Source organism: Arthrobacter sp. LAR12-1-1.1 (genome assembly GCF_040676555.1).
Taxonomy (GTDB): Bacteria; Actinomycetota; Actinomycetes; order Actinomycetales; family Micrococcaceae; genus Arthrobacter.
In genome coordinates this window covers 47,827-70,732 of record NZ_JBEGIG010000078.1, presented here as the reverse complement: position 1 = coordinate 70,732, position 22,906 = coordinate 47,827, and the positions used below count along the sequence as shown (strand labels likewise).

At 66.9% G+C, this 22,906-nt stretch carries 22 protein-coding genes and 1 riboswitch; of the genes, 7 read left to right on the top strand and 15 right to left on the bottom strand.

The features are described 5' to 3' along the window. The first annotated feature begins 143 nt into the window (after positions 1-143). Positions 144-2,048: a DEAD/DEAH box helicase gene (locus MRBLAR12_RS22440; RefSeq protein WP_229994076.1), complete on the top strand. Its 1,905-nt coding sequence runs from the start codon at positions 144-146 to the stop codon at positions 2,046-2,048. Positions 2,049-2,171: 123 nt separating this feature from the next. Here MRBLAR12_RS22440 and MRBLAR12_RS22435 read toward each other — a convergent pair whose 3' ends face one another. The 5 genes from MRBLAR12_RS22435 to MRBLAR12_RS22415 all read right to left on the bottom strand — a co-directional run bounded on the left by MRBLAR12_RS22435 (position 2,172) and on the right by MRBLAR12_RS22415 (position 5,771). Continuing rightward, complete coding sequence (locus MRBLAR12_RS22435) at positions 2,172-2,822, bottom strand: MBL fold metallo-hydrolase (protein WP_364748570.1); 651 nt, start codon at positions 2,820-2,822, stop codon at positions 2,172-2,174. Positions 2,823-2,843: 21 nt separating this feature from the next. Next, complete coding sequence (locus MRBLAR12_RS22430) at positions 2,844-3,854, bottom strand: aldo/keto reductase (protein WP_229994078.1); 1,011 nt, start codon at positions 3,852-3,854, stop codon at positions 2,844-2,846. Positions 3,855-4,032: 178 nt separating this feature from the next. Continuing rightward, positions 4,033-4,455: a DMT family transporter gene (locus tag MRBLAR12_RS22425; protein WP_229994107.1), complete on the bottom strand. Its 423-nt coding sequence runs from the start codon at positions 4,453-4,455 to the stop codon at positions 4,033-4,035. Then, on the bottom strand, positions 4,455-4,778 hold the full coding sequence (locus MRBLAR12_RS22420; RefSeq protein WP_229994079.1) for a DMT family transporter: 324 nt from the start codon (positions 4,776-4,778) through the stop codon (positions 4,455-4,457). The genes MRBLAR12_RS22425 and MRBLAR12_RS22420 overlap by 1 nt, the downstream gene beginning before the upstream one ends. Positions 4,779-4,787: 9 nt before the next feature. Next, positions 4,788-4,855: riboswitch (guanidine-III (ykkC-III) riboswitch) on the bottom strand. A gap of 175 nt (positions 4,856-5,030) precedes the next feature. Then, on the bottom strand, positions 5,031-5,771 hold the full coding sequence (locus MRBLAR12_RS22415) for a FadR/GntR family transcriptional regulator (protein ID WP_229994080.1): 741 nt from the start codon (positions 5,769-5,771) through the stop codon (positions 5,031-5,033). 244 nt (positions 5,772-6,015) lie between these two features. Between MRBLAR12_RS22415 and MRBLAR12_RS22410 the strand changes: the two genes are divergently transcribed. From MRBLAR12_RS22410 to MRBLAR12_RS22395, 4 genes are all read left to right on the top strand, one after another. Further along, complete coding sequence (locus MRBLAR12_RS22410; RefSeq protein WP_229994081.1) at positions 6,016-7,131, top strand: ABC transporter ATP-binding protein; 1,116 nt, start codon at positions 6,016-6,018, stop codon at positions 7,129-7,131. 5 nt (positions 7,132-7,136) lie between these two features. Continuing rightward, positions 7,137-8,324, top strand: coding sequence for an ABC transporter substrate-binding protein (locus MRBLAR12_RS22405; protein ID WP_229994082.1), 1,188 nt, complete (start codon positions 7,137-7,139; stop codon positions 8,322-8,324). Positions 8,325-8,394: 70 nt separating this feature from the next. Next, positions 8,395-9,324, top strand: a complete 930-nt coding sequence (locus MRBLAR12_RS22400; RefSeq protein ID WP_229994083.1) for an ABC transporter permease — start codon at positions 8,395-8,397, stop codon at positions 9,322-9,324. A gap of 13 nt (positions 9,325-9,337) precedes the next feature. Further along, positions 9,338-10,165 carry an ABC transporter permease gene (locus MRBLAR12_RS22395; protein WP_229994084.1) on the top strand — a complete coding sequence of 276 codons (828 nt, stop codon included), beginning with the start codon at positions 9,338-9,340 and terminating at the stop codon, positions 10,163-10,165. Here the strand turns inward: MRBLAR12_RS22395 and MRBLAR12_RS22390 are convergent. After that, complete coding sequence (locus MRBLAR12_RS22390) at positions 10,162-10,854, bottom strand: HutD family protein (protein WP_364748563.1); 693 nt, start codon at positions 10,852-10,854, stop codon at positions 10,162-10,164. The genes MRBLAR12_RS22395 and MRBLAR12_RS22390 overlap by 4 nt on opposite strands. Positions 10,855-11,023: 169 nt before the next feature. Between MRBLAR12_RS22390 and MRBLAR12_RS22385 the strand changes: the two genes are divergently transcribed. Further along, on the top strand, positions 11,024-11,626 hold the full coding sequence (locus MRBLAR12_RS22385; protein ID WP_364748560.1) for a phosphoribosylanthranilate isomerase: 603 nt from the start codon (positions 11,024-11,026) through the stop codon (positions 11,624-11,626). Positions 11,627-11,657: 31 nt separating this feature from the next. Here MRBLAR12_RS22385 and MRBLAR12_RS22380 read toward each other — a convergent pair whose 3' ends face one another. The 8 genes from MRBLAR12_RS22380 to MRBLAR12_RS22345 form a co-directional block, all read right to left on the bottom strand. Further along, a complete protein-coding gene (locus MRBLAR12_RS22380) occupies positions 11,658-12,386 on the bottom strand; it encodes a hypothetical protein (RefSeq protein ID WP_364748557.1) in 729 nt (242 codons plus the stop codon). A 71-nt stretch (positions 12,387-12,457) separates the two neighbouring features. Then, positions 12,458-12,637, bottom strand: a complete 180-nt coding sequence (locus MRBLAR12_RS22375) for a hypothetical protein (protein WP_364748554.1) — start codon at positions 12,635-12,637, stop codon at positions 12,458-12,460. Beyond that, on the bottom strand, positions 12,634-13,011 hold the full coding sequence (locus MRBLAR12_RS22370; RefSeq protein ID WP_364748552.1) for a hypothetical protein: 378 nt from the start codon (positions 13,009-13,011) through the stop codon (positions 12,634-12,636). Before MRBLAR12_RS22370 ends, MRBLAR12_RS22375 begins: the two co-directional genes overlap by 4 nt. Then, the gene (locus MRBLAR12_RS22365) at positions 13,001-14,896 is read right to left on the bottom strand and encodes a hypothetical protein (protein WP_364748549.1); all 1,896 of its coding nucleotides are present in this window, start codon (positions 14,894-14,896) and stop codon (positions 13,001-13,003) included. Before MRBLAR12_RS22365 ends, MRBLAR12_RS22370 begins: the two co-directional genes overlap by 11 nt. An 8-nt stretch (positions 14,897-14,904) precedes the next feature. After that, a complete protein-coding gene (locus MRBLAR12_RS22360) occupies positions 14,905-16,995 on the bottom strand; it encodes a glycosyltransferase (RefSeq protein ID WP_364748547.1) in 2,091 nt (696 codons plus the stop codon). Positions 16,996-17,006: 11 nt separating this feature from the next. Further along, a complete protein-coding gene (locus MRBLAR12_RS22355) occupies positions 17,007-18,107 on the bottom strand; it encodes a hypothetical protein (RefSeq protein ID WP_229994092.1) in 1,101 nt (366 codons plus the stop codon). Positions 18,108-18,206: 99 nt separating this feature from the next. Further along, on the bottom strand, positions 18,207-19,205 hold the full coding sequence (locus MRBLAR12_RS22350) for a glycosyltransferase family 2 protein (protein ID WP_364748544.1): 999 nt from the start codon (positions 19,203-19,205) through the stop codon (positions 18,207-18,209). A 1-nt stretch (position 19,206) separates the two neighbouring features. Then, positions 19,207-20,058 (bottom strand): glycosyltransferase family 2 protein, encoded by an 852-nt coding sequence (locus MRBLAR12_RS22345; protein ID WP_364748543.1) that lies wholly within the window; start codon positions 20,056-20,058, stop codon positions 19,207-19,209. A gap of 608 nt (positions 20,059-20,666) precedes the next feature. Here MRBLAR12_RS22345 and MRBLAR12_RS22340 point away from each other — a divergent pair. Then, entirely contained in the window at positions 20,667-21,392 is a 726-nt protein-coding gene (locus MRBLAR12_RS22340) for a glycoside hydrolase family 16 protein (protein ID WP_364748541.1), read from the top strand. A gap of 58 nt (positions 21,393-21,450) precedes the next feature. Here the strand turns inward: MRBLAR12_RS22340 and MRBLAR12_RS22335 are convergent, their stop codons facing one another. Further along, positions 21,451-22,587 carry a metallophosphoesterase gene (locus MRBLAR12_RS22335; RefSeq protein ID WP_364748538.1) on the bottom strand — a complete coding sequence of 379 codons (1,137 nt, stop codon included), beginning with the start codon at positions 22,585-22,587 and terminating at the stop codon, positions 21,451-21,453. Positions 22,588-22,906: the final 319 nt, after the last annotated feature.

Here is a 22,906-nt window from a genome sequence, read left to right as displayed (position 1 = left end):
CGTTCCATTTGGTCCCGGCGGCCGCTTGCTGAAGTTTGGCAACAGCCCGGTTGATCACCTGACTTTTCTTCGGCGAACCCTTGAGCCAACCGGCATCGGGGGCCGATATCCGCACGGATACCGCCTGAAAGACTTTGAAACACATGACTACATTTGCTGCCCTCGGCACGCCCAAAGCACTTGCCGACACCCTGACCGCCCAGGGGATCGTGGAGCCCTTCCCGATCCAGGTCAAGACCCTCCCTGACACCCTGTCCGGACGCGACGTCCTGGGCCGCGGCCGCACCGGCTCCGGCAAGACCATCGCATTCGCCATCCCGCTTGTGGCACGCCTCGCCGAGCGGGAAGCCAAGCACTTCCGCAAGCCCGGCCGCCCGATGGGCCTGGTCCTGGCCCCGACCCGCGAGCTGGCCACGCAGATCAACGCGACCATCGAGCCGATGGCCAAGGCCATGGGCCTGACCACCACCGTGATCTACGGCGGCATCTCCCAGGCCCGCCAGGAAAAGGCCCTGCGCGCCGGCGTCGACATCGTCATCGCCTGCCCGGGCCGCCTGGAGGACCTGATCCGCCAGCGCATCCTGACCCTCGAAGCAGTCGAAATCACCGTGCTGGACGAGGCCGACCACATGGCCGACCTTGGCTTCCTCCCGGTGGTCAAGAAGCTCATGGACATGACCCCCACCCAGGGCCAGCGCCTGCTGTTCTCCGCCACCTTGGACAACGGTGTGGACAAGATCGTCCAGCGCTACCTGTCCAACCCGCTGACCCACTCCGTGGACGACCCGCAGGCCGCGGTGACCACCATGGAACACCACGTGCTGGTGGTCAACGACCAGACCGTCAAGAAGCAGCTGATCGTCGAGCTCGCCTCCGGTGCAGGCCGCCGCGTGCTCTTCATGCGCACCAAGCACCACGCCCGGAAGCTGGCCAAGACCCTGACCGACGCCGGCATCCCCGCCGTCGATCTCCACGGCAACCTCTCGCAGAACGCCCGTGACCGCAACCTGGCCGAGTTCTCCTCCGGCGACGTCCGCGTCCTGGTGGCCACCGACGTCGCGGCCCGCGGCGTCCACGTCGACGACGTCGAGCTGGTCATCCACGTGGATCCGCCCACGGAGCACAAGGCGTACCTGCACCGCTCAGGCCGTACGGCCCGCGCCGGTTCCGACGGCACCGTGGTCACGCTGACCCTGCCCGAGCAGCAGTCCGACGTCAAGAAGCTGATGAAGGCTGCCGGCGTCGAGGTCAACTTCGAGCGCGTCACCGCCAACTCCCCGCTGGTTGCTGAACTGGTCGGCGAAATGGCCGACAAGATCGATCCGCGTACCCGCGCCGCGCTGCTGGCCGCCAAGGCCGCGCAGCACGGCGGCGGCACCTCCACCGGTGCCAACGCCGAGCGCAAGCGCGCCCGCCGCACCACCCAGGCAGCACCCACCGCGGGTGGCCGGGGCGGCCGTGGCGGACGTGGACGCGTCGGAGCCGAGGCTCCCCGGACCGATCTGCCGCGCGCCGAGCGCCGCGCCGTCGCCTACGAAGGCAAGGCCGCTGCCCGCAACGCCGCCGACCGTGTCGCCGAGCAGAACCAGGACCGTGCCGATGCCGAGCGCGCCGAGCGCCGGAATGCGCGCGGCCGTGGCCGCGTGACCGCCTACGGGCACCACAACGATGTCCCGGCTGCCGGCGGCCGTGCCGCGGCCGGCCGCGGTTCGGACGGACGCGCCGCCGAGGGACGCAGCGACGCCCGGGGCGCTTCGGCTCCCCGCAGCGGAGCACCCCGCACGGGAGGCGCTCCCCGCACGGGCGCTTCGGCCGGCGGCCAGCGCGGCGGACGTCCGGCAACCGGGCAGCGTGCAGCTGCTGGTGCCAAGTCCGCTGGGAGCAAATCCGGAGGCAGCGCGGCTGTCTGGTCCTCCAACACCGGTGGCACCTCCGGCGGATCCTACGCCGGCGGCGGCAACGGCCGCTCCGGTGAGGGACGTCCGGCCCGCGGCGCCGGCCCGCGCCGCGCGTCGGCTCCGGCCTCGAACGAACGCCGCAGCCGCTAAGGTTCCGGGTTTCCGCCGGCCACAATAGCCGGCGCTACGCAAACGGAAGGCCGCTACGGGGATCCCCGTGGCGGCCTTCCGAAAGCGTGGCGGCCTTCCGAAAGCGCGGCGCAAAGCTGAGACTTACCAGCCGCGGGCGCGCCACTCTTCCAGATGCGGGCGTTCCGCACCCAGTGTGGTGGGCTTGCCGTGGCCCGGGTGCACCACGGTGTCATCCGGATACACGTCGAACAACCGCTCGCTGACATCGGTGATCAGCTGGGCAAACCGCGCCGGGTCCTTCTGCGTGTTGCCTACTCCTCCCGGGAAGAGCGAATCGCCGGAAAAGATGTGCGCAGGGCCCGCGGGGTCCCGGTACACAAGGGCGATCGAACCCGGTGTGTGGCCCCGCAGATGCACAGCCGTCACGTCGAAGCCGTCGAAGTAGCCGACGTCCCCGTGATCCAGCAGCACATCCACCGGCACCGGAAGCGCCGGGGCATCCTCTGTCCCGGCCGCCGTTTTCACACCCGTGGCTTCCACCAGGGACGGCAGCGCCCGCACGTGGTCCCAGTGCTGGTGGGTGGTGGCAATCAGCGCCAGCTTCGGCGTCGCGGAAGTATCCGCGGCGGCGTCCGCGAGCAGCGCCTGGATGGCGGCCAGATCATCGGCCGCATCGATCAGGAGCTGCGCGCCGGACGCCTTGGCCGTGAGCAGGTACACGTTGTTGTCCATCTCGCTGACCGAAATCCGGCGGATGGTGATGTCGCGTAAAGAGTGAATAAGCGAGTCCATGGGCTTCAGTCTACGGAGGGGCTATTCACGGCCCTGGGACACCCAGTTGGGATCCGCGGAGCGGGAGCCGACGACGGCGTCCGCGGCGGCGTCGAGCGTCTTCAGTTGCGCTGCGGTGAAGACGAGTGCCAGGGCGCCCAGGTTTTCGTCGATCCGGTCCGCCTTGCGCGTGCCGGGGATGGGGACCACGGGGAGCCCCAGTTTCCGGCCCTGCGCGAGCAGCCAGGCCAGTGCCACCTGGGCGGGAGTTGCAGCCCGCCCGGCAACGCTTAGTTCCGCAGCGACCGCCCGCACGGCGTCCACCACACCCTGGTTGGCGACGGCAGCGTCCGCGGCGAAACGCGGGATATTGCGGCGGAAGTCGTTGCTGCCCAGCGTCGAGGCGTCCACGGTGCCGGTGAGGAATCCCCGGCCCAGCGGCGAATAGGGCACAAAACCCACCCCGAGTTCGGCGGCGGTGGGAACCACGTTGCGTTCCACGTCGCGGCTCCAGATGGACCATTCGCTCTGGACCGCGGCGATCGGGTGGACGCTGCTGGCCTCGCGCAGCTCCTCGGCCGTCACCTCTGACAGGCCCAGATGCCGCACCTTGCCGGCCTGCACCAGCCCCGCCATGGCCTCCACGGTTTCCACTATCGGAACGCGGAGGTCACGGCGGTGCATGTAGTACAGGTCGATCGAGTCGGTGCCCAGCCGTTGCAGGCTGCGGTCCACCGCCTGTTTCACGTAGGCGGCGTCGCCGCGGATGTCGGTGTAGCCCGCCGAGGGGGTGCCCACAAGGCCGAACTTGGTGGCCAGCTGGACTTCGCCGCGGCGTTCCTTGAGCAGCCGGGCGATCAGCTCCTCGTTGCTGCCGCCGCCGTAGATGTCCGCTGTGTCGATGAAGCTGACGCCTGCGTCCACCGCGTGATGCAGGGTACGCAGGGCCTCGGCCGGGTCCACCTCGCCGTACACAGGGGTCAGGGCCATGCCGCCGAACCCCAGGGGGCTGACCGTGAGGCCGTCGCCGAGCTGGACTGTTGCTGCCGTCATCTGTTTCTCCATTCGCGCACTGAGTGGTTCCGTCCCTGCCAAGAACCCCGGGGCGCGCGCGGCTATTCCGGCTCACGCTTGTTGACCGGTCGGTTGGCCGGGCCGACGATTCTCCCCACCTTTGACCGTGGCGTGGCCAGTACGACGGCGCGTCGTGGGGACGCGCCGTCGTACTGGCTCATACGTGGGGAGATTGCGCGGGGGACGGTGACTGCTCTGCCTCTTTCGCCGCCCGTTTCTCGGCCGGCAGGAGCTTCAGGCCTGCGGCGCAGCCGACGATCCCGGCGATGAACAGCAGCTTGAGCGGGCTGGCCGGTTCGACGCCGGTGGCCATCGCCCAGCCCACCGTCAGTGCCGCGCCGATCCCCACCCAGACGGCGTAGGCGGTGCCGAGCGGGATGCGCGTTACTGCCATGCCGAGCCCAACCATGCTCAGGGTGAACGTCACCGCGAACACGAGGGTGGACAGCGGGCGGGTGAACCCGTCAGACAGGCCCAGCGCCGTGGCCCAGACCGCCTCCAGCACGGCGGAGGCGAGCAGGATGATCCACGCGAGGGCCGGAGTTGAACGGTTTTCCTGGGGGTAGTTGGCGGCCATCATCACGCCACCAGCTTCAGGCCGACGACACTCGCGGCAATCCCGCCAAGCAGCAGGATGCGGGCCGCCGTCGCGCGCTCAACTTTGGCGATCATCGCGTAGCCGGAGGTCAGGACGACGCCGACCCCCACCCACACGGCGTAGGCCGTTCCGGTGGGGATGGACTGCATGGCGACGGCGAGCCCGCCTGTGCTCGCAATGACGGAGACGAGGAAGACCAAGCCCGGGACCAGCCGGCGCCGGCCGGTGGCCTGCGACGTGCGGTGCAGGGCGGCGGCCCAGACGGCCTCCAGCGCTCCGGAAAGAATGAGAATTAACCACGACATGACGGCTCCTGTGGCCAGTCTTGTCGCGTGCCGGGTACTGAACCGTCGTCCGGAGGCCCGGAAGAAGGGGCCTTGGCCTCCAAGTCTAGCAAAACCGCGTCGCAGCCGGTCGACTTACAGGCCGACGGCGTCGCTCCAGAGCATGAATGTGCGCCCCACAGGGTAGTGCACGCACGGCTCGTCCGGCGAGATAAGGTCTCCGGGCGGTCAAAGGTAGGCAGTCAAGATCGTGGCTCAAAGGTGCGGTGTCGGTCAATAGCGTTTGGCCTGCTCGGTCAGCAGCCAGTCGGTGGTGGCCGAGATGAGGGCCTTGACCCCCGTTTCGGCGGCGCCTGGATCGTGGGCCTCAATGGCGGCTGCCACGTCCTCGAGGATTACCGTGGTGCATCCGCGGTACCCGTCGTCCGTGCAGGGCAGCAGCGTGAGGGTGCCAAGATCGGCCTGTAGCCGGATGAGCTCGCGGGCGAGCCGGGCGGAACGTGCAATGGCCGCGACTTCCAGCAGGAACTCCGAGAGGGCCAGACGCCAGCTCAGGGAGTCATCGTCGGCTGAGGGGATGAACGAGCGCAGCGTGGCGATGTCGGCGGCGTCGGAGCGCCGGGCCGCCACCCCCGCGCAGGCCGCGGCGATCGCCTGGTAGTGCAGCGCGAGGTCCCTGATCTGCAGCCGGCTCAACTCGTGCAGTTGCGCCAGTGCCCGTTCCCGGGAGGGCAGCACGTTGTCGGCGATGAAGCTTCCGCCGCTGCGGCCGCGTGCGGTCCGGATGATTCCCGAGGCACGCAGTTGGGAAAGGGCCTCCCGCGCCGTTACTGCGGACACTCCGAGAGCCGCGGCAAGCTCGGTTTCGTTCGGCAGCCGCTGGCCGCTGGTCAGCAGCCCGGTTTCCACCGCCTGTTCGATCCGGCCGCACACTTCATCGACGAGCCCGCGTGATTTGATCGGAGTGAAGACCGCAGCCAGGCTCCGGGAGGCGCCATTCGGCGACAACAACATCCGGGCCTCCCTTCCCTTCGGCGGTATCCGCCCCCGCCCCGTCCGGGGCGTCCGTGCAGCTTCCGCGGGCGGCGCCGCCGCGCGTCGCCGGGGCTGATGTCATCCTAATGCGGGCTTTGCCGGAGGGTCTATGCATAAAACCTATGAAGTAATAGCATTTGGCCAAGCAGCCCGTGTGGACTGGCTCACATTGCGCTGTGTGGCTCTCTGGTGGACGATCCGGCAACGGAGTAAGGCGCACCCCATGACCGAAACACTGGCCGCCGGCAGCTCGACCGGAACCGAAGAGGTTCCGGCGATTCGCCTGCGTAAGCTCACCAAGGTCTTCGGGGATACGGTCGCGGTAAATGGCGTGGACCTGGACATCCGCCACGGGGAGTTCTTCTCCATGCTTGGCCCGTCCGGCTCCGGTAAGACCACGGTCCTGCGCTTGATCGCCGGCTTCGAGCTGCCCACCTCCGGCAGCATTGAACTCGACGGCAAGGACGTCACGGCGATGGCACCGTTCCAGCGGGACGTCAACACCGTTTTTCAGGACTACGCCCTGTTCCCGCACATGTCGCTCGTGGACAACGTCGCCTATGGGCTGCGGGTGCGCGGCATGCCCGGAAGCCAGCGCCGGCAGCGGGCCAGGGAGGCCCTGGACCGCGTTCAGCTCGGGAAGTTCCTCGGCCGCAAACCCGCCCAGCTCTCCGGCGGCCAGCGGCAGCGGGTTGCCCTGGCCCGGGCGCTCGTGGTCGAGCCGAAGGTCCTCCTGCTGGACGAGCCACTCGGCGCCCTGGACCTCAAGCTCCGGCAACAGATGCAGGTCGAACTCAAGGAATTGCAGCGCTCGCTGGGCATCACCTTCATCTTTGTCACCCACGACCAGGAGGAAGCCCTGACCATGAGCGACAGGATCGGCGTCTTCAACAACGGCAGCATCGAACAGATCGGTACCGCGCACGAAATCTACGAGCGGCCCGGTGGCATCTTTGTGGCCACCTTCGTCGGCACCTCCAACATTTTCGACGCCGCCCAGGCCCAGGCGGTCTATGGCCGGCCAGATCCCTTTTGCATCCGTCCCGAGCGGCTGCGCGTCGCCTGGACCGGGAAACCCGAGCACCGTTCCGGCACCACCTCCCGGCCCGGGACGGTGACGTCGTTCGTCTACGTCGGGCACGCCACCCAGGTGCGGGTGCAGCTCGACGGCGGGCCCGCCGTCGTCGCCCTTGTGCCGGAAAAGCTGCCCGGCAGCGACGCGGAACTGGTAAACGGGCCTGTCACGGTCAGCTGGGACGACGACGCCGTCGTTTGGCTTCCGGCCAGCGGTTCCCACACCGATTCACCGCAGACCGATTCACCACAGATCGAAAGGTAAGGATCATGGCTCCTGGAACAAAGGCCTCCCTCGTGGTCGGGGTGGTCGCGGCGGCAACCCTCGCGCTGTCAGCCTGCGGAACGAGCGGCGGATCGGGTACCTCAGCGTCGGCGCAAGCTACCAAGACTGAGATCGGCACCGGTGAGGGCCAGCTGTCCATCCTCGGGTGGCCCGGGTATGCCGAGGACGGCAGCAACGATCCGGCGGTGGACTGGGTGCATCCGTTCGAACAAGAGACCGGGTGCAAGGTCAGTTTTAAGCCGTTCGGCACCTCGGACGAGGCCGTGACGCTCATGCGCACGGGTCAGTACGACGTCGTCTCGGCCTCCGGGGATGCCTCGCTGCGCCTGATCGCTGGCCAGGATGTGCAGCCGGTCAACATGAGCCTGCTGAAGAACTATCCGGACATCTATCCGTTCCTGAAGGACAAGGCCTGGAACACCGTCAACGGTGTGAACTACGGGATGCCCCACGGCTGGGGCGCCAACCTGCTGATGTACACCACGGACAAGGTCACCCCGGCGCCCACCTCCTGGAGCGCGGTGTTTGACGATGCTGCCCAGAACACCGGCAAGGTCACGGCCTACGATTCGCCGATCTACATCGCCGACGCCGCCGTCTACCTCATGGCGCACAAGCCGGACCTGGGCATCAAGAACCCTTATGCCCTCGACAAGGACCAGCTGGCCGCCGCCGTCGACCTGCTCAAGCAGCAGCGCGCGCACATCGGCGAGTACTGGAGCGACGTCCTCAAGGAAGTCCAGGCCTTCACGTCCGGGAGTACCGTGGTCGGCACCACCTGGCAGGTGGGGGCCAACATCGCCACGGCCGACGGCGCCAAGGTCGCAACCCTTGTCCCTGACGAGGGTGCCACCGGCTGGTCGGACACCTGGATGATCGGGTCCAAGACCAAGAACGTGAACTGCGCCTACAAGTGGCTTGACTACATCGCCAGCCCCAAGCCGAATGCCCAGGTGGCCGAGTACTTTGGCGAATCCCCGGCCAACGCGAAAAGCTGCGAGCTGACCACTGACCCTAAGCACTGCGAGACGTACCACTCCGGTGATACGGCCTACGCCGAGAAGATCTGGTACTGGACCACCCCGGTCGCCCAGTGCCTCGATGGCCGCAAGGACGTCAAGTGCACCGACTATTCGGAATGGACCAAATCCTGGACGGAAATCAAGGGCTGATTCCGGACATCGGGCCGCAAGGGATCCGGAAGAAACGGCCGGCCCGAGGGTCGGCAGAAACAAAGGCGAGATGGCACAACAATTGCAGCAGCTTCCGCCCGGCTCACCGCAGAGTGCCGGGGCTGTACCCCGGGCGAAAGCCAATTCCTTCTCGGCGCTGCTGCACCGCTCGCCCAGGCTGCGGCTTGCCGGGCTGCTCACGGCCCCGGCGCTCTGGCTGGTCCTTGTCTATGTCGCGGCCCTGGCGGCACTGCTGATCACGGCGTTCTGGACCGTGGACACCTTCACCGGAGAGGTGTCCACGGAGTGGACCACTGAAAACATCGTCACGGTCCTGACGGATCCGGTGTACCAGCGGATCACTCTGCGGACAGTGTGGATTGCCGTGGCGGTCACCGTGATCGACATGATCCTTGCCCTGCCCATCGCGTTCTTCATCGCCAAGGTGGCTCCGGCCCGCTGGGAGAAACTGCTCGTGGTGGCCGTGCTGATGCCGCTGTGGGCAAGCTACCTGGTCAAGGCCTACGCCTGGCGGAATGTCCTTTCCGAGGGTGGCCTGCTGGAGTGGCTGGGGGCGCCGATCGGCCTGTCGTCGCCGGGCTACGGCGAGACCGCCGTCATCGTGACCCTGTCCTACATCTGGCTGCCGTACATGATCCTGCCGATCTACGCGGGCTTTGACCGGGTGCCCGACTCCCTGCTTGAGGCCTCCGGGGATCTTGGCGCGAAGCCGCTGACCACCATGCGCCTTGTCATGCTTCCGCTGCTGGTCCCTTCGATCATCGCGGGCACGATCTTCACGTTCTCCCTGTCCCTGGGTGACTACATCACCGCGCAGATCGTCGGCGGGACCACCCAGATGCTGGGCACCGTGGTTTACGCAAACGTCGGGGCGGCGAACAACCTGCCGTTCGCCGCCGCGGTCTCGCTGGTTCCGATCGCCATCATCATGTTCTATCTCTTCATCGTCCGGCGTACCGGCGCCCTGAACAGCCTGTAGCGAAAGGCGCCTCATGAGACTTTCCCGTAGCGCCAAAGTGGTCCTGGGCGTCATAACCGGGCTGGTGCTGTTGTTCATCTACACGCCGCTGCTGCTGGTGGTGGTGAACTCGTTCAACGCGGACCGGACGTTCGGCTGGCCGCCCAAGGGCTTCACGCTGGAATGGTGGGGCAAGGCTTTCGACTCTCCCGGCGTACGGGATGCCGTCGTGTCCTCCGTGTGGGTGGCATTGGTCTCGACCATCGTCTCGCTGGTGCTGGGAACGCTGCTGGCGATCTCACTGCAGCGCTATGAGTTCTTCGGCCGCGACGTCATCAGCCTCCTGGTGATCTTGCCCATCGCATTGCCCGGCGTTGTCACGGGCATCGCCCTGAACAACATGTTCACCACCATCCTGGGCGTCCCGCTGAGCCTGTGGACAGTGGTGATCGCCCACGCGACCTTCTGCATGGTGACCGTGTTCAACAACGCGATTGCACGGCTCCGCCGCACCAGCGCCGGCCTGGAGGAAGCGTCGTCCGATCTCGGCGCCGGCGTCTTCACCACCTTCGGCTTGGTGACCTTCCCGCAATTGCGCTCTGCCCTGCTGGCCGGCGGCCTGCTGGCCTTCGCGCTGAGCTTCGACGAAATCATCGTCACGACGTTCACGATCGGGGCCGGGGAGACCACGCTGCCGATCTGGATCCTGCAGAACCTCTTCCGCCCGAATCAGGCGCCCGTGGTCAATGTCGTGGCCGTCGTGCTGATCGTGGTCTCGATCGTCCCCATCTGGCTCGCCCAGCGCTTGTCGGGGGACTCGGTGGGAGTCAGCGAGGCCAGGGTGAAGGCGGACGGGCGCTAGTCCGAGCCGGCCTCCGCCGCCGGATCGATGGAAACGACCGCCAGGAAGCCACGGCCCAGGATTTCCGGCGTGGCGGTATCAGCGCCGACGACGGCGTCATAACGGTTCAGCTCGACGCGCTCCGGCTCAGCAGCGACGGCGCCCGTCGGCGCTGTGGGGATCGGCGCCGTGGGGACCGGCTCTGTGCCCGTGTCGGCTGCGGGCGCGGGGCGGCCCGCAGTCCCGGGGCTGACGGTCCCCTGGCCCTGCAGGAGGATGCCGAACTGGCCTTCGAACACCGGATGGGCGCGTTTCTTGGACAGCTCGATGATTGACGTGTAGCCCTTGAAGGCGCCGTTGCGGGTGATGACGTTCAGATCCCGGATGTCGCCCGTGGGCAGTGCCCCGGCCGAGGCCGCGTCGCCGGAGAACCGGAATGGCCGGTACTTCTCCAGCGGGTGCTCGGCGCCGTCCACGTTTAGGAGCAACAACTCGCCGTCAATCACCGTCAACACGCGGTCCATTCCGGCGAAGGCGGAGAAGGGGCCGGCCTTGGATACCTCGGCAATGCTAACTCGCCAGTCCCATGCGTTTTCCTGCGCGGCGGTTTGCGCGGACGAGGCCCGCGGATGGCGTGCCACTTCGCGCGTCACCCCGCCGCCGTTGCGCCAGGGGTGGGCTTTGAGCTCGGCATAGCGGATGATCTCCATGGCCCCAGCCTATCGGCCCGGCTCTGGGCCCCGGCCGCCGTGGCTCCTGCCGGCGCCGCCGCCGATGCCGATGCCGACGGCGATGCTCCTGCCGGCGCCGACGCGAAGTCGGCGGCGGCGGTCCGGTCTTGCTAACGTCAGAGGCAGGAAGCATGCGGAAGGAGCCTGAATGTTTGTCAAAGTGTGCGGCCTTAGCACCGCGGATGCGGTCCGCGTCGCGGCAGGTGCCGGCGCGGACGCTGTCGGCTTCGTCCTGACCCGCAGCCCCCGGGAGGTCACGCCGGAACAGGTCAGGAACCTCCTCGCCCACGTCCCGAACGGGTTGCCCGCGGTGGGCGTGTTCCGGCACGAACCGGCCGCCGACGCCGTCGCCGTCGCCCGTGAGGCGGGCCTGGTCTGGGTCCAGCTCCACGGCGACCGTTCACCGGCGGACGTCCGGACGGTGCACGACGCCGGGATGAAGCTGATCCGGGGCGTCACCATGGCTGCCCCTGCGGAAGCCTTCGACCATTGGGGTGAGGAGCTGCTCCTGATCGACGCCGCTGTCCCCGGCTCCGGGGAAGCCTGGGACTACGGCTCCGTCCGGGCCAAGGCACTGGCCGGACGCAAGTGGCTGCTCGCCGGTGGCCTGGATCCCGCCAACGTGGCCCGGGCAGCGGCGGAGGCCGGGGCCTGGGGCGTCGATGTGTCTTCCGGTGTCGAGTCGGCGCGCGGCATCAAGGACCTTGCCAAAATTGGGGACTTCGTGCGGGCGGCCAAGGAGTCCGAATGAGTCCGGACCGCCCGCCCACTATCGGAGGGAGCTAGGAGCGTTTGATGATGACGTCATCGATGTATTCGTCGCCCTTTTGCCGGTTGTGCTCGGCCCCGAGCTGAACTTTGCTCAGGCTGCTCCCCAGCATTTTGACGCTCGAGCTGCTGTATCGCTGCACGCCGTCGAACCATACCTGGATTGTTGAGGCGCTGCCGTTGGCGGTCACCCGCATGCTGACATGGTGCCAGGCGCCAAGGGAGATGCTCCCTGAGATCAGTTTCGTATAGACAAAGGTGCCGCTCGGTGAGGTGACGCGGAGCCACAGCTGCCCGTTGCTGTTGTAGCGGTAGATGTCCGCGACGCGGGTGGAGCCAGAGAAGAAGCGGAAGTACGGGACGTCATTGCCGGAAACGCCGGCCACAGTGATGTTGAACCAGCCGTCTGCGTACGAGGTCTTGGTCCCCGAGGTGAAAGCCGGGGCGGAAAGGTTTGCGAGCGAACCGGAATCCGTGGTCACGTGCAGCTTGGCTGAATGCGTCCCGGTATGCCCCCGCGAACTGGAAATCGTTGCCGTGCCGGTGCCCGACACTTTGGGGATGAGGCCGCAAAAGCCGCCCGCTTCAAAACTCGTGGCGAGCACAATGGTGCCGGGATAGGAGTTTTTCGGCGCGGGGCTGCACGTTGCGGCGGTAGCAGCCTGGGCGGAACCGAAGACAAGGGAACCGGCTACGAGCAATCCGAGCGTCCCAACCATGCTGAGGGTTCTTAGTTTTCTCATTGAAGATACTTTCCGTGATTGGTTCGACTTGTTGTGCCCTTAGTGCCGCGGCACCGGGAGGGCGGCTTCTGTCATGCAAGCTGCGCCAGATGCACCAACTGCACGACCGCCGCGACGCCGACTATGGCCAGCAGGGCTGCGGTGATGATCACCACGGCGCGCGGCAGTGCCTTGTCCGGCTTCAACACGCGCAGCACTTCGCAACTCACGAGTGCCGTCACTGTGGCCAGCCCTGTCAGGAAAATAATCATTTCGCACGCACCAGGGCCCGCTTTGGCCTTTTGAGCTCAAGGCCCAGGAAGGCGAGCGTTACCAACGACAGGACGCAGACGCCTGCCGGGGGCGACCAGAGCCGTGCATAGATCATCGCCGTCGCCACGAGGGTGGACATCGCGAGGCTGAAAGCAATTGCGATGGCGATGCTGAGGGGCAGCGCTCCAGTGGCCTGGGCTGAGCGCGGGGGGTCGAAGCGGAGGAGCAGCACCAGCGCGGTTCCAGGCCCGGCCAGCATCAAGAGGCCGATCACCGCCAGGCGCAGGCCCTCGGGACCGACAAACGAGAGCGGTAAGGCGGCTAGGGCGACGGCTGCCGTCGCATAGCTCACGTAGCTGCGTTCAGTTGCCATTGCTAACTCCTTCGATGTGAAAAATCACGCCGCCGGCGTTTTCATAAACCTTCGTCCAGCCAGGACTGGTGGCGCATATGGCGGTAAAACGTTGAAGATCGCCGATGGGAGTCGAGCCGCGAAGTTCGCCTGCCTCCTTCTGGCTTTCGGTCACGATGAGGTACGCGCCCGCTTTGTGGGCGATCTGGTTGACCGCGTCACAGCTGAGCGGCGCGGCGTTAGGAATGGGCTCGGCAGCAACGAGCGCCCGGTAGTCATAGTCCGCGTAGTGCTGGTATCTCCACGGGGTGTTGCGAACTGCTTCAATGAGGACGGCGCCGGTGGGCGCAGTCGAATAGAGGCGGTTCACTACGGCGATTTCGTCGTCGTTGAAGCTCTCCATGCCGTCGTTTCCGTAGCGGGAAACGACCGTGGCCGTGGCCAGTACCGCGCCCATCAGCAGCAGCCCAAGGGCTCGGCGCAGGCTCAGCCCGGCAGTGTTTTCTGACATCAGCGGCAGGACCGCCAGGCACACGGCAAACGGGAGGCTGAACAGGTACAGGCGCAGGAGCAGTTCGCCGCCATATGGCTGGAGGGGAATCAGGACCAGCGGCGCAAGCGCTGCGGCCGCGGCCGCCAGCCACGGTGCCTTCCGGCGGTAGCCCACGATGGCACCGGCAACGGCGAGGATCCAGACCAGCGCCACCTCGGCCATGCGCGTGTAGACGACGAACACGTGGGCATCGCTGCCTGAGACCCTGGTGCTCAGCGCACCGAGGCTGTTCGCGCCGATGTCACCGAGCGAGCCGAGCAGCTGGCCGAAGTGCCCCTCCAGGAATGTTGAAGCCGCAAAGAGCAGCCAGCCCATGGGCAGCACCACGGCCAGGACTGGCAAGAAGCGCAGCCGGAGACGGCCGGTCAGCAGCAGTACGGCGAGGATGGGGATCACGGCGAAGGGGCTGAGCTGATGCGAAGCCGTCATGGCCAGCAGGAGCAGCGCGCAGACCACGACGAGCACCGCCGTGTCCGCCCGGAGCGGCTCCACGGCGCCGTACCGCGGGACTGAGCTGTCCAGCTTGCTGACATTCCGGGCCAGCCACCGGGAGAACTTGGTGCGCTCCGTGGGCCAGGCCCAGCCGCCGAAGACGCTGAGCAGGCAGGCAATTAGGGTGAGCAGGAGGACGAACGAATATGCCTGCGGCGACAGATAGTCCTGCCCAATCCAGCTGGCCAGGTAGAAGATCCAGACAGCCGCCCACGCCTGGCGCGGATTTGCCGTCAACCGCCGTGCCAGGGCCAGCAGCGGGGCGAGCAGGAGGATGTTGATTCCCACCGGCGCCCACGTTGCGATGCCGAAAAGGTCCTTGGCGCCCGTTGCGCCGGAGAGCATTCCCAGCAGGTTGAAGAATCCGGGCCAGTTGAAGTACGCGTCCAGGGTCGGATCCAGCTGGCCCGATTGGCTAATGGTGTCGGCAATGCCCATATGCCGGAAACTCGCCTCGAGCCGGGGCAAGCCATGGATGATCGGGTCAGCGCCATCGAGGAGAACCACCGTGACTATGAGCTGCCAGGTCAGAAGTGCCGGAACCAGGCGGCGGAGGCTCAACGAGGCGACAAATCCGGCCAGGCTGAGCGCGAGCGCAACGAAATAGGCGGGCGGGAGGGCGCCAATGAGCCCGGCACCGCCGATCCGAAGGGGATCGACCTGGGTCATGCTCCAGACGCCGAGGGCGAGGGCAGCCGCGGCCGCCGCGGCCAGGGCACCGATGTGCCACGACGGCGTCAGTCCGAGGTTGCGGTGGGTGGGCGGTTTGGCGCCGCCGACATGTGCATGCGCATGCGCCTGCGCCTCGTGCCGGTGGGCGGTGCGCACCGGGAGACTTGTTGCCGTTTCGTGTGTCATCATTTCTCGATTCAGGTCGGCTGGTGGCGCGCCGCTGAAGGAATCTCGCCTGCGGTGGTGGCGGGCTTCACTCGGGTCAGGGTGATCAGTCGCCAAGCGGCAGCCAGCGCAGCCGTCGCTTGGGCAATGGCCCAGAGGACGGAGACGCCGGTGAGGCCAAATTGCTGCGCCACGGCCGCGGCGGGTGCCACGACCAGGATGGCGGCAAGGATGGCGACTGCCGTGGATTCGAAAAGCCGCCCTTGGGCCCGGCACAACCCGTAGTAGACCTGGGTCACGCAACTCAGGAGGAGTGCCGGAACGAGTACAGGAAGAAGGACCCAAGCGGACGCGTACTGCGGCCCGAGGAAGCCCAGAAGCAGTGGCCCGGCCAGCATCAGTATCAGCCCGGCCAGGAGAGTCAACAGGAAGCTGGCCCGCAGCGCGGAGGCGAGGAGGCCCGGCCGTGCCCGCGTCCCCGCGAGGGCCGTTTGCAGGGTAAATCCGGCCGACTGCGGCACGAAGAACACCGCCGAGGCCATCATCCACACCACGTACCAGGCGGCAGTCGGGGCGGGGCCCAACGTAGCTGCAACGATGAGCGGAAGCAGGTAGCCGGGCGCGCGGTCGGCGAGCGTGAGGGCGTGGTTGGGGAGTCCCGGCTTCAGGAGTTTTAGGGCCGGGCGCGGCCGGAGGCCATGCCTCCAGTCCGGGGACACATGGGCCCGGCCAAGCTGGCGCAGGCCTACGAAGACGCTGGCCAGCGCGCCGGCGGCAACGGCGCCCACAATCACCGCCAGGTCACGGAGTCCGACGGCGAGCGCGGCGGCCAGGAAGACGAGCTGCACGAGGCTCTGCGCGAGGCTTCTGACCAGCGTACGGTCGGCCCGTTCCTGGGCTACGCCCACGTGGTCAAGCTGGTAGGCGGTGGCGGCGAGCAGGGCCGTGGCCAGGAATAGGACCGTGACCAGGGGGTCGACCCAGGCTTCGCCCACACCTGTGCCGAGCCAATAAGTGATGGCAACCAGCAGGCCAGCGCCCAGCAGGGAGAACGTGGCGACGGTAAGCAGACTGGTGGCGATGAGGCGCCGGCCGCCATCAGTTTCCGCGGGAAGAAGCGTAAGGGTGGCGGGCCCGACGCCGAGCATCCCCAGCTGCACGGTCAAGAGCGCGGCCGAGACCACCGCGGAGCCAAGACCTATTTGCTCCGGCGGGAGCGCGATGGCCGCGAGGGCCCAGAACAGGAAGCCCGCCACCATGGGGGCGATCCTCGCAGCAGCCAGCCATGCGGCGTTCCCTCCAACCGAGATGGGTTTGTGGGCCGGCCGCAGGAGCTCGCCGGCCATGGCGCGGTAGTTGTAGAGCAGGAAGCCCATCCAATACGGCAGGAAGCGGGGTGCGCGGACCAGGGACAGGCCCACGCCCCGCACAGTGGCCAGCAGGGGTAGAATCACCAGCCAGATGTGGCCCGTGTGCTTGCGGACGGTCCGGGCCATCCCGGCCCCGTCCTGGAGCCACTGGTCGCGGGCGTAATCGAACGTGTCGTCGAACCGGTGCCTGACCACTACGGAGTCGGAGACGCCGAGCCGGTACCCTGCCTGCTCCAGCCTGATCCTGAGCTCCACATCTTCCCCGGAGCGGAACTCGTCGTCGAACCCGACATCGAGCAGCACGTCGCGGCGCATCAGCGTGGCGCTGACGCCGAACCACTTGCGCACCCGGCTGTGGTTGTGGTGCCAGGCCAGCGCGGCCCCCCAGTACCCGGGCCCGTCGGCTTCGCTGGCGAGCCCGAATTGCAGGCCGTCGTAACCGCCGGCCTCGAATTCGGTCAGCAGCCGGGGCAGGCTCTTCGACGGAAGGACGACGTCGGCGTCGATCAGGGCGACTACCTCCCCGGTGGCGCTTCGGGCGCCGAGCATCCTTGCGGCGGGCAGGCCGCGTCCCTCATCGGAGATGACAGTTGCCCCGCAGCCGCGGGCGATTGCGGCCGTGTCATCCGTCGAGCAGCCATCGACCACGATCATCTCGTGCGGCTGTTGGCTGCGGATCGACTCCAGGCACTCGCCCAGCCAGGCTGCGGCATTGCGCGCCGGAACGACAACCGACACCTTCAGATCGCTCACGTGGCCTCGCCTCACTCATCCAGTTTTGAACGAACCAGATTCGCGATGAAGTCAGAGGCCTGGTCCGCTGACCAGGCGGCGGGCAGCCGGAGCAGCCAGCAGGGAACGTCCTCCAGAGCCCGGCGCACCACGGCCGCCTTCTGGCCAAAATGCTCCTCCAGGGGGACCAGACTGGTGGCGCCGAGGGCCTCGACGAGCCGCCGCGAGACCATGGGCAGTTCCGAATGGAAGTTGCCGACGATCCGGGACGTCATCCACTCCGCACTTCGTGCCTCCAACCGCGCGTCCGCGCCGTCGAAGCGTTCAAGGAAGATGGCCAGCTGTGCCGGCGCCGCGGACGAAATCCGCTGCGCCCCGAAGACATGCTCCGGCTGCACCATGCGGTGCTCGGGGGACCAGCGCCGGGTGAAGGCGGCTGTTTTTGGATAGCGGACAATCACCGGATGGACCGCCGTGGCCAGGTGGGCGACGGGCGTCGTCAGCCATCCAGGGGCCAAGGGCTTGCGCGTCCCGCGGAACATGTCCGGGTAGATGGCGCGGTGGTGGGGCTTGATGAACATCGGCTTGGCGTAGCCCATGAGCATTCCGCCTGCGCCCATGAAGGCCCAGTCGTCCGCCATGAACCGCACGTCGCGCATGGCCACCAGCTTCGCCACTGTGCTGGTTTTTCCGACCCCGCCCCAGGCCGGGAGGAGAACCCCGGAACCGCGGAAGTCCACAACCGCTGCATGGATCATCGCCGTCTCCTCCTGGACGCACAGCCGGTCCAGCAACGGAATCACAGAGGTCAGGAGCTCGCCGGCGCCTTCGATCCGGTACCCGTCCTTCGTCTCGATAATCTGGACGCGGTCAGCCGGAATATAGAGGGACTCCCCGGTGAACCGGTAGGCATCCTCCGCATGCGACTGGCTGGAAATGGGCGATATCGTGGCGCCGATGGTGATCCGCCGTGGCGCGCCGGAGTTCCCCAGGAACGGGGCGAGCATGTCCCTCAGTTGCGGTTCCCCCGGCGTCCCGGCCTCGACATCGATGCCCACGATCCCGTGGACATCGAAGGAGGCTCCGGCAGAGGCGCCAATCGGCTGTTTCACGTCGCGTTCAGGTTGGCTCATGATCCAAGCTTTCTGGGGTCGGGTTCCTGCGGTCAGGTGGTTCCGCGTGCAGGGGCTGCACGGGGCGGTGTACGGGGACGGGCACGTAAATTGCGCGGTTCACTGGACTTCCCTCCAAGGCTCTTCCGTCGACACCGCGGCAGCTTTCAGCGGCGAGGGCGCGGCGGGCAGGCGGCGGCCGCGTACATAGCCGGTCGCGGTGGCCGCGAGAACGGCGAGGATGGTTGCCGCCCGGGCGAGACCGGCGCGGTCCCCGCCGCTGAGCCAGCCGCGGATTCCGGCAAACACTGCACGTGGCAGGACCTGCCGGACATAGCGCCGTTCGGGGCCGAGCGCCCGTTTGTGGCCGACCACCCTGCTGACCTGCGCCTTGGAAATCCCTTCGCCCCAGGAGCGCGCAAGGATGTAGCGCAGGGTGCCGCGTTCGACCGGAACGTGATGGTGCACCAGGGCCGCGGGCTCATAAACCACCCGGGATCCGGGAGCTCCGATCACCGCGCGGATGCACAGTTCGGTCTCTTCGCAGCCCAGCGGGACGGCGTCCTGGCGTCCAAGGGCTGTGTTGAAACCGCCGACCCGGTCCAGGACCTCGGCGCGGAAGGACATGTTCGCGCCAATGACATTGCGGACCTCGGCGGCGACTTTGGGCATCCCCCGGTACGTGCAGCCGACAATCCAGTCGAGCTCCTTGGCGAAGTGGCCCGGGCGCCCGGCTTCCCAAAGCGGCTCTACCCGGCCGCCAACAGCCAGAACATCGGGATCGTCGTACAGGGCCGCGAGCCGCTCGAGCCAATCCGGCTCGGCTTCGGCGTCGTCATCGAGGAAGGCCACGATCTCCGCCTTGGCGATGCCCGCTCCGGTGTTGCGGGCGCCGGAGAGGCCCTTGGGCCCGGTGTTCTCGACAATTACGGCGTCCGGGACGGTGAAGATGAGGCGCTTGTACAAGTCGACGTTGTAGTCGACGACGACGATCGTCTGCTTGGGCGGGACAGTTTGGGTGCGGACCGAGTCCAAGGCGCCCATCAGCCTGTCCCACCGGTCCTCCGAGTAGGAGCAGATGACCACGGATACTGCCGGGAAGCTGGAGTCTTCGGACATCCTATTCGCCTGCCCGTACGCCCAGAACGCTGCTGGGATCGGTGGGAACGTGCGGGAACATTTCGCTGGGGTACTTGTACTTGACTCGACGCAGGGCTTCGGGACGGGCTCCGGCGGTCGGGGCCTCCCAACTCACGCGCTCGCGGGCAAGGGTGCGCAGGACCCGCCAGCCGTCCCGGAACGTGTGAAGATTCGACTGGCCCGAGATGCGGGACAGTTCATGACTGGGAACCTCGGCGATGCGGAGGCCGGCCCTTGAGGCCCGCACAATCAGTTCAGTTTCGATCTCGAACCCGTCCGACTCCAGCTCCAGAATGTCCACGCATTCGCGGCGCAGGGCGATGTAGCCGTAGCAAAGGTCTGAGTAGTCGCTGTGGAGAACGGCATTGGCGAGCCCGGTGAGCATCTTGTTTCCCCCGCTGCGCAGCCACGTGAGATCGTCCGAGCCGCCGCCAGTCACATAGCGGGAGCCTTTGACGAAGTCGTATTCATGCTGGAGCGGACTCACCAGCCAACCGATCTCCTGGGGGTCCATGCTGCCGTCACCGTCCAGCATGACGATGATGTCGCCGGAGGCCGCGGCAAATCCGGCCCGCACGGCGTTTCCTTTCCCGGGGCGGGGTTCTGCCACCACCACGACGTCCAGGCGCAAGGCCCGGGCCACATCGACTGTGCCGTCCAAGGAACGGCCATCAACAATTACCACCTCATCTACGTAGGAGGGCATGCGCCGCAGCACCCACGGCAGGTTCATTGCCTCGTTCAAGGTGGGGATCACCACACTGACTGAGGGATTTGCCGGCGGGGGCGTCGTTTGGGGGCGCACGTTTGGCTTGAGATTCGGGATGGACACTGGCCTCACCACTCAATAACGTATTCTGCTCGTCTCAACTGCAGCGCTTTTCCGACTCCTCCAACCGGAAAATAGACCCATCGCTGACGCTGAACAGTTGTGGACAACTTAGTGATATACCCCAGGGTTAAAGTCTGCTCACGGCACCTTGCATTAACCTTGGATTAACTTGATAATTCAACTAAAAATGTAGGAAATCTGTTGATGGACGGTTACCTCCATGCGACACTGGGCGGATGCGGACGCGCGTTATAAGGGGGCGCGTACCGGCAAGCCGCCGGCGTCTCCTCACCTCCCGGTTCATGGCGGTTCCCGCCATGGTCCTGGGCCCAGTCCTGGCCCTGGCGGCCTGCGTCGCGGATGGTGCTCCACGGAGCGAGCGGCCGCTCTTCACGTCGATTTCGGCGTCGCCGGCCGGACCGTCAGGCGCCACGGACACAGGCGCCACGGACACTGGCTCCACGGGCACAGGCGTCACGCCGGGGGCGCCGACGGGAGCTCCGGAAAGTGGTGCCGTGACTGGGCCCGCCCCGTCGCCGGGAAGTCCGCCCGCGCCCCAATCCGCACCCGGCCCGGCACAGCTTCCGGTCCCGACCACGGATGTGACAATGACAGGTGACCTGCCCGGCTGGAAGCAGGTCTTTGTCGAGGATTTCTCCGCCGGCGACGTCCCGCTGGGCCGCTTCCCCGGCCCGCTCTACAACGCACGGTGGAGCGCCGGGTACAAGGACGGGACGCCGGATACTGCCGGACAACGCAGCGGTGGAAAGTCCGGCTACTACCCGTCCAAGGTGCTTAGTGTCCGCAATGGCTCGCTGGACTGGTACCTGCACTCGGAGAACGGGATCTCGATGGGGGCGGCGCCGACGCCCAAAATCCCCAACGCCAGCTCCAACCCGCCGCGCGCCAACAGTCTCCTCCACGGCCGGTACTCGGTCCGCTACCGGGCTGATGCACTGCCCGGATTCAAGACGGCATGGCTGCTGTGGCCGGACAGCGGCGTCTGGCCCCGGGACGGCGAAGTGGACTTCCCCGAAGGGGACCTGGCCGCAATCATTTACGGCGCTGTCCACTATGACCGGAACGGCGCGGACGCCTTCGAGAAATTCGATTCGGACCAGTCCGTGACATCGTGGCATATAGCCACGATGGAATGGAGTCCCGGGCGGGTCGAGTTCTTCCTCGACGGGCGTTCCCTGGGCGTCAGCACCAAGGCGCCGACATCGCCCATGCACCTTATCCTGCAGACCGAGTCCTGCCTGACCGGCTGCCCGGCCCCGGCAACCCAAGGCCATGTCTCGCTCGACTGGATCAGCGTCTGGGTGCCGGCTTGAGACTCAGTCCCCGGCGGATTACACGGCAGATTACCGGTGGCCGAATGCTTGTGGCGGATCACTTGCGCCGGAGCGTGAAAGAATCCGAGAAGGTGTAGCCGTCCGCAGGAACGAACCGGGCGGCAAGTTGATCCACGGTGGCCTTGACGTCCAGGGTCCCAAAGGCCGGTTCCCGGTTCTTGCCGGATGTGCTGGCGAAATAGCGCATTTCCGGGTCATCGGATCTGACGTTGTAGAGTCCCACGCCGCCAACGCCAACGGTGGCGAACACGGTCCCCGAGCCCTGGACCATAGTGCCATCGGTATCGGCCAGGCATCCGGAGGTGAAGCTGGCGGGAACGAGTTCCGCGCAGCTTCCGCCCGTGGCCAGCTGATGCGTCCGCTGATAGACGTGGTCGTGGCCGGACAGGACCAAATCCACGTCCTTTTCGATCAGCATGTTGGTGAAGTCCTGCCCCGCCTGGCAGTCATAGTTGCCGACGCTCAGGCACGGGGTATGCATGCCCACCACGGTCCAGGGGATGTTCTGCGATTTGGCCTCGTCGATGGCGTTCGCGGTCCAGCGCCAGCGCTCGCTGCCCCTTGAGTAGTCCAGCGGCTCCCCGCCCCGGAACTCGATGCCGGGGGAGACAAGAATGAAGCGGACAACGGGATTCTGCTCGGGGACATCGACGCGCCACTGGGTGCCGTATTCGCCCTGCAGGCCGGGCAGCTTGTTGGGCAGGCACTGGACAAATTTCTCGATGTCGCCGTCATGGCCGTCACTCTCGTGGTTGCCGGTCACCAGCTGGTAGGGGAATTCGTTGCCGAGGCGGTCAGTGACCATGTCGCAGAACTGCTGTTCGAGCCCGGCTTTGTAGGTGAAGTCACCGAGGGCGAGGTTCAGGTGGGGATTGAGGCCGGCAACGACGTCGAGCACCTTTTTAGCGCCCGCGCCCACGCCGATGTCCCCCTGGGCGGTGAAGTGCACGGGCTCGCCAGCTGGTGGCGCGGCAGGCGACGACGGCGGCGGTGCGGACGACGGCGGTGCGGACGACGGCGGTGCGGACGACGGCGGTGCGGACGACGGCGTGCCCGGGCTCGGGCGCGGTGCGGGTTCCGGCGGGCCGGGCAGGCAGGCCGAAAGCAGCAGGCCCAGGCTCAGCAAGCAAGCGCCGATGCCCGCCTTGCCACGTTTCCCCAGGGACCCGGCCACGATTCCTCACATCACTTGGTTGATCAGGACTGTGCGAATAGTTCTGCGAAATTTGGTGATTGCCCGGCATTTATAGGCCAGAGTAACCCGGCCGCGGAGCGAAGGCCAGAGAACGCGTCGGTCCCGGAAAGCGGAATCCGCCGTCGGAAATCCGGAAGTCCCAAGGCAGCGTGCCCGCTGGCGTGTCGCGAGTCGCGTGTCCCGCATCTAAGGCCGGTCGGACCTAGCCCGGGGCGGGCTTCCTCGTTAGCATGCAAAGTGGGGAAACCCCTCCCATCACCCCCGGCGGGACAGACCCCGCCACCGCTCGAAGGAGACC

Excerpts from the sequence above, each read along its gene's own strand:
- MRBLAR12_RS22440 (WP_229994076.1), top strand. The coding sequence starts at position 144 with ATGACTACATTTGCTGCCCTCGGCACGCCCAAAGCACTTGCCGACACC.
- MRBLAR12_RS22435 (WP_364748570.1), bottom strand. The coding sequence starts at position 2,822 with ATGGACTCGCTTATTCACTCTTTACGCGACATCACCATCCGCCGGATT.
- MRBLAR12_RS22430 (WP_229994078.1), bottom strand. The coding sequence starts at position 3,854 with ATGACGGCAGCAACAGTCCAGCTCGGCGACGGCCTCACGGTCAGCCCC.
- MRBLAR12_RS22425 (WP_229994107.1), bottom strand. The coding sequence starts at position 4,455 with ATGATGGCCGCCAACTACCCCCAGGAAAACCGTTCAACTCCGGCCCTC.
- MRBLAR12_RS22420 (WP_229994079.1), bottom strand. The coding sequence starts at position 4,778 with ATGTCGTGGTTAATTCTCATTCTTTCCGGAGCGCTGGAGGCCGTCTGG.
- MRBLAR12_RS22415 (WP_229994080.1), bottom strand. The coding sequence starts at position 5,771 with ATGTTGTTGTCGCCGAATGGCGCCTCCCGGAGCCTGGCTGCGGTCTTC.
- MRBLAR12_RS22410 (WP_229994081.1), top strand. The coding sequence starts at position 6,016 with ATGACCGAAACACTGGCCGCCGGCAGCTCGACCGGAACCGAAGAGGTT.
- MRBLAR12_RS22405 (WP_229994082.1), top strand. The coding sequence starts at position 7,137 with ATGGCTCCTGGAACAAAGGCCTCCCTCGTGGTCGGGGTGGTCGCGGCG.
- MRBLAR12_RS22400 (WP_229994083.1), top strand. The coding sequence starts at position 8,395 with ATGGCACAACAATTGCAGCAGCTTCCGCCCGGCTCACCGCAGAGTGCC.
- MRBLAR12_RS22395 (WP_229994084.1), top strand. The coding sequence starts at position 9,338 with ATGAGACTTTCCCGTAGCGCCAAAGTGGTCCTGGGCGTCATAACCGGG.
- MRBLAR12_RS22390 (WP_364748563.1), bottom strand. The coding sequence starts at position 10,854 with ATGGAGATCATCCGCTATGCCGAGCTCAAAGCCCACCCCTGGCGCAAC.
- MRBLAR12_RS22385 (WP_364748560.1), top strand. The coding sequence starts at position 11,024 with ATGTTTGTCAAAGTGTGCGGCCTTAGCACCGCGGATGCGGTCCGCGTC.
- MRBLAR12_RS22380 (WP_364748557.1), bottom strand. The coding sequence starts at position 12,386 with ATGAGAAAACTAAGAACCCTCAGCATGGTTGGGACGCTCGGATTGCTC.
- MRBLAR12_RS22375 (WP_364748554.1), bottom strand. The coding sequence starts at position 12,637 with ATGATTATTTTCCTGACAGGGCTGGCCACAGTGACGGCACTCGTGAGT.
- MRBLAR12_RS22370 (WP_364748552.1), bottom strand. The coding sequence starts at position 13,011 with ATGGCAACTGAACGCAGCTACGTGAGCTATGCGACGGCAGCCGTCGCC.
- MRBLAR12_RS22365 (WP_364748549.1), bottom strand. The coding sequence starts at position 14,896 with ATGATGACACACGAAACGGCAACAAGTCTCCCGGTGCGCACCGCCCAC.
- MRBLAR12_RS22355 (WP_229994092.1), bottom strand. The coding sequence starts at position 18,107 with ATGAGCCAACCTGAACGCGACGTGAAACAGCCGATTGGCGCCTCTGCC.
- MRBLAR12_RS22350 (WP_364748544.1), bottom strand. The coding sequence starts at position 19,205 with ATGTCCGAAGACTCCAGCTTCCCGGCAGTATCCGTGGTCATCTGCTCC.
- MRBLAR12_RS22340 (WP_364748541.1), top strand. The coding sequence starts at position 20,667 with ATGACAGGTGACCTGCCCGGCTGGAAGCAGGTCTTTGTCGAGGATTTC.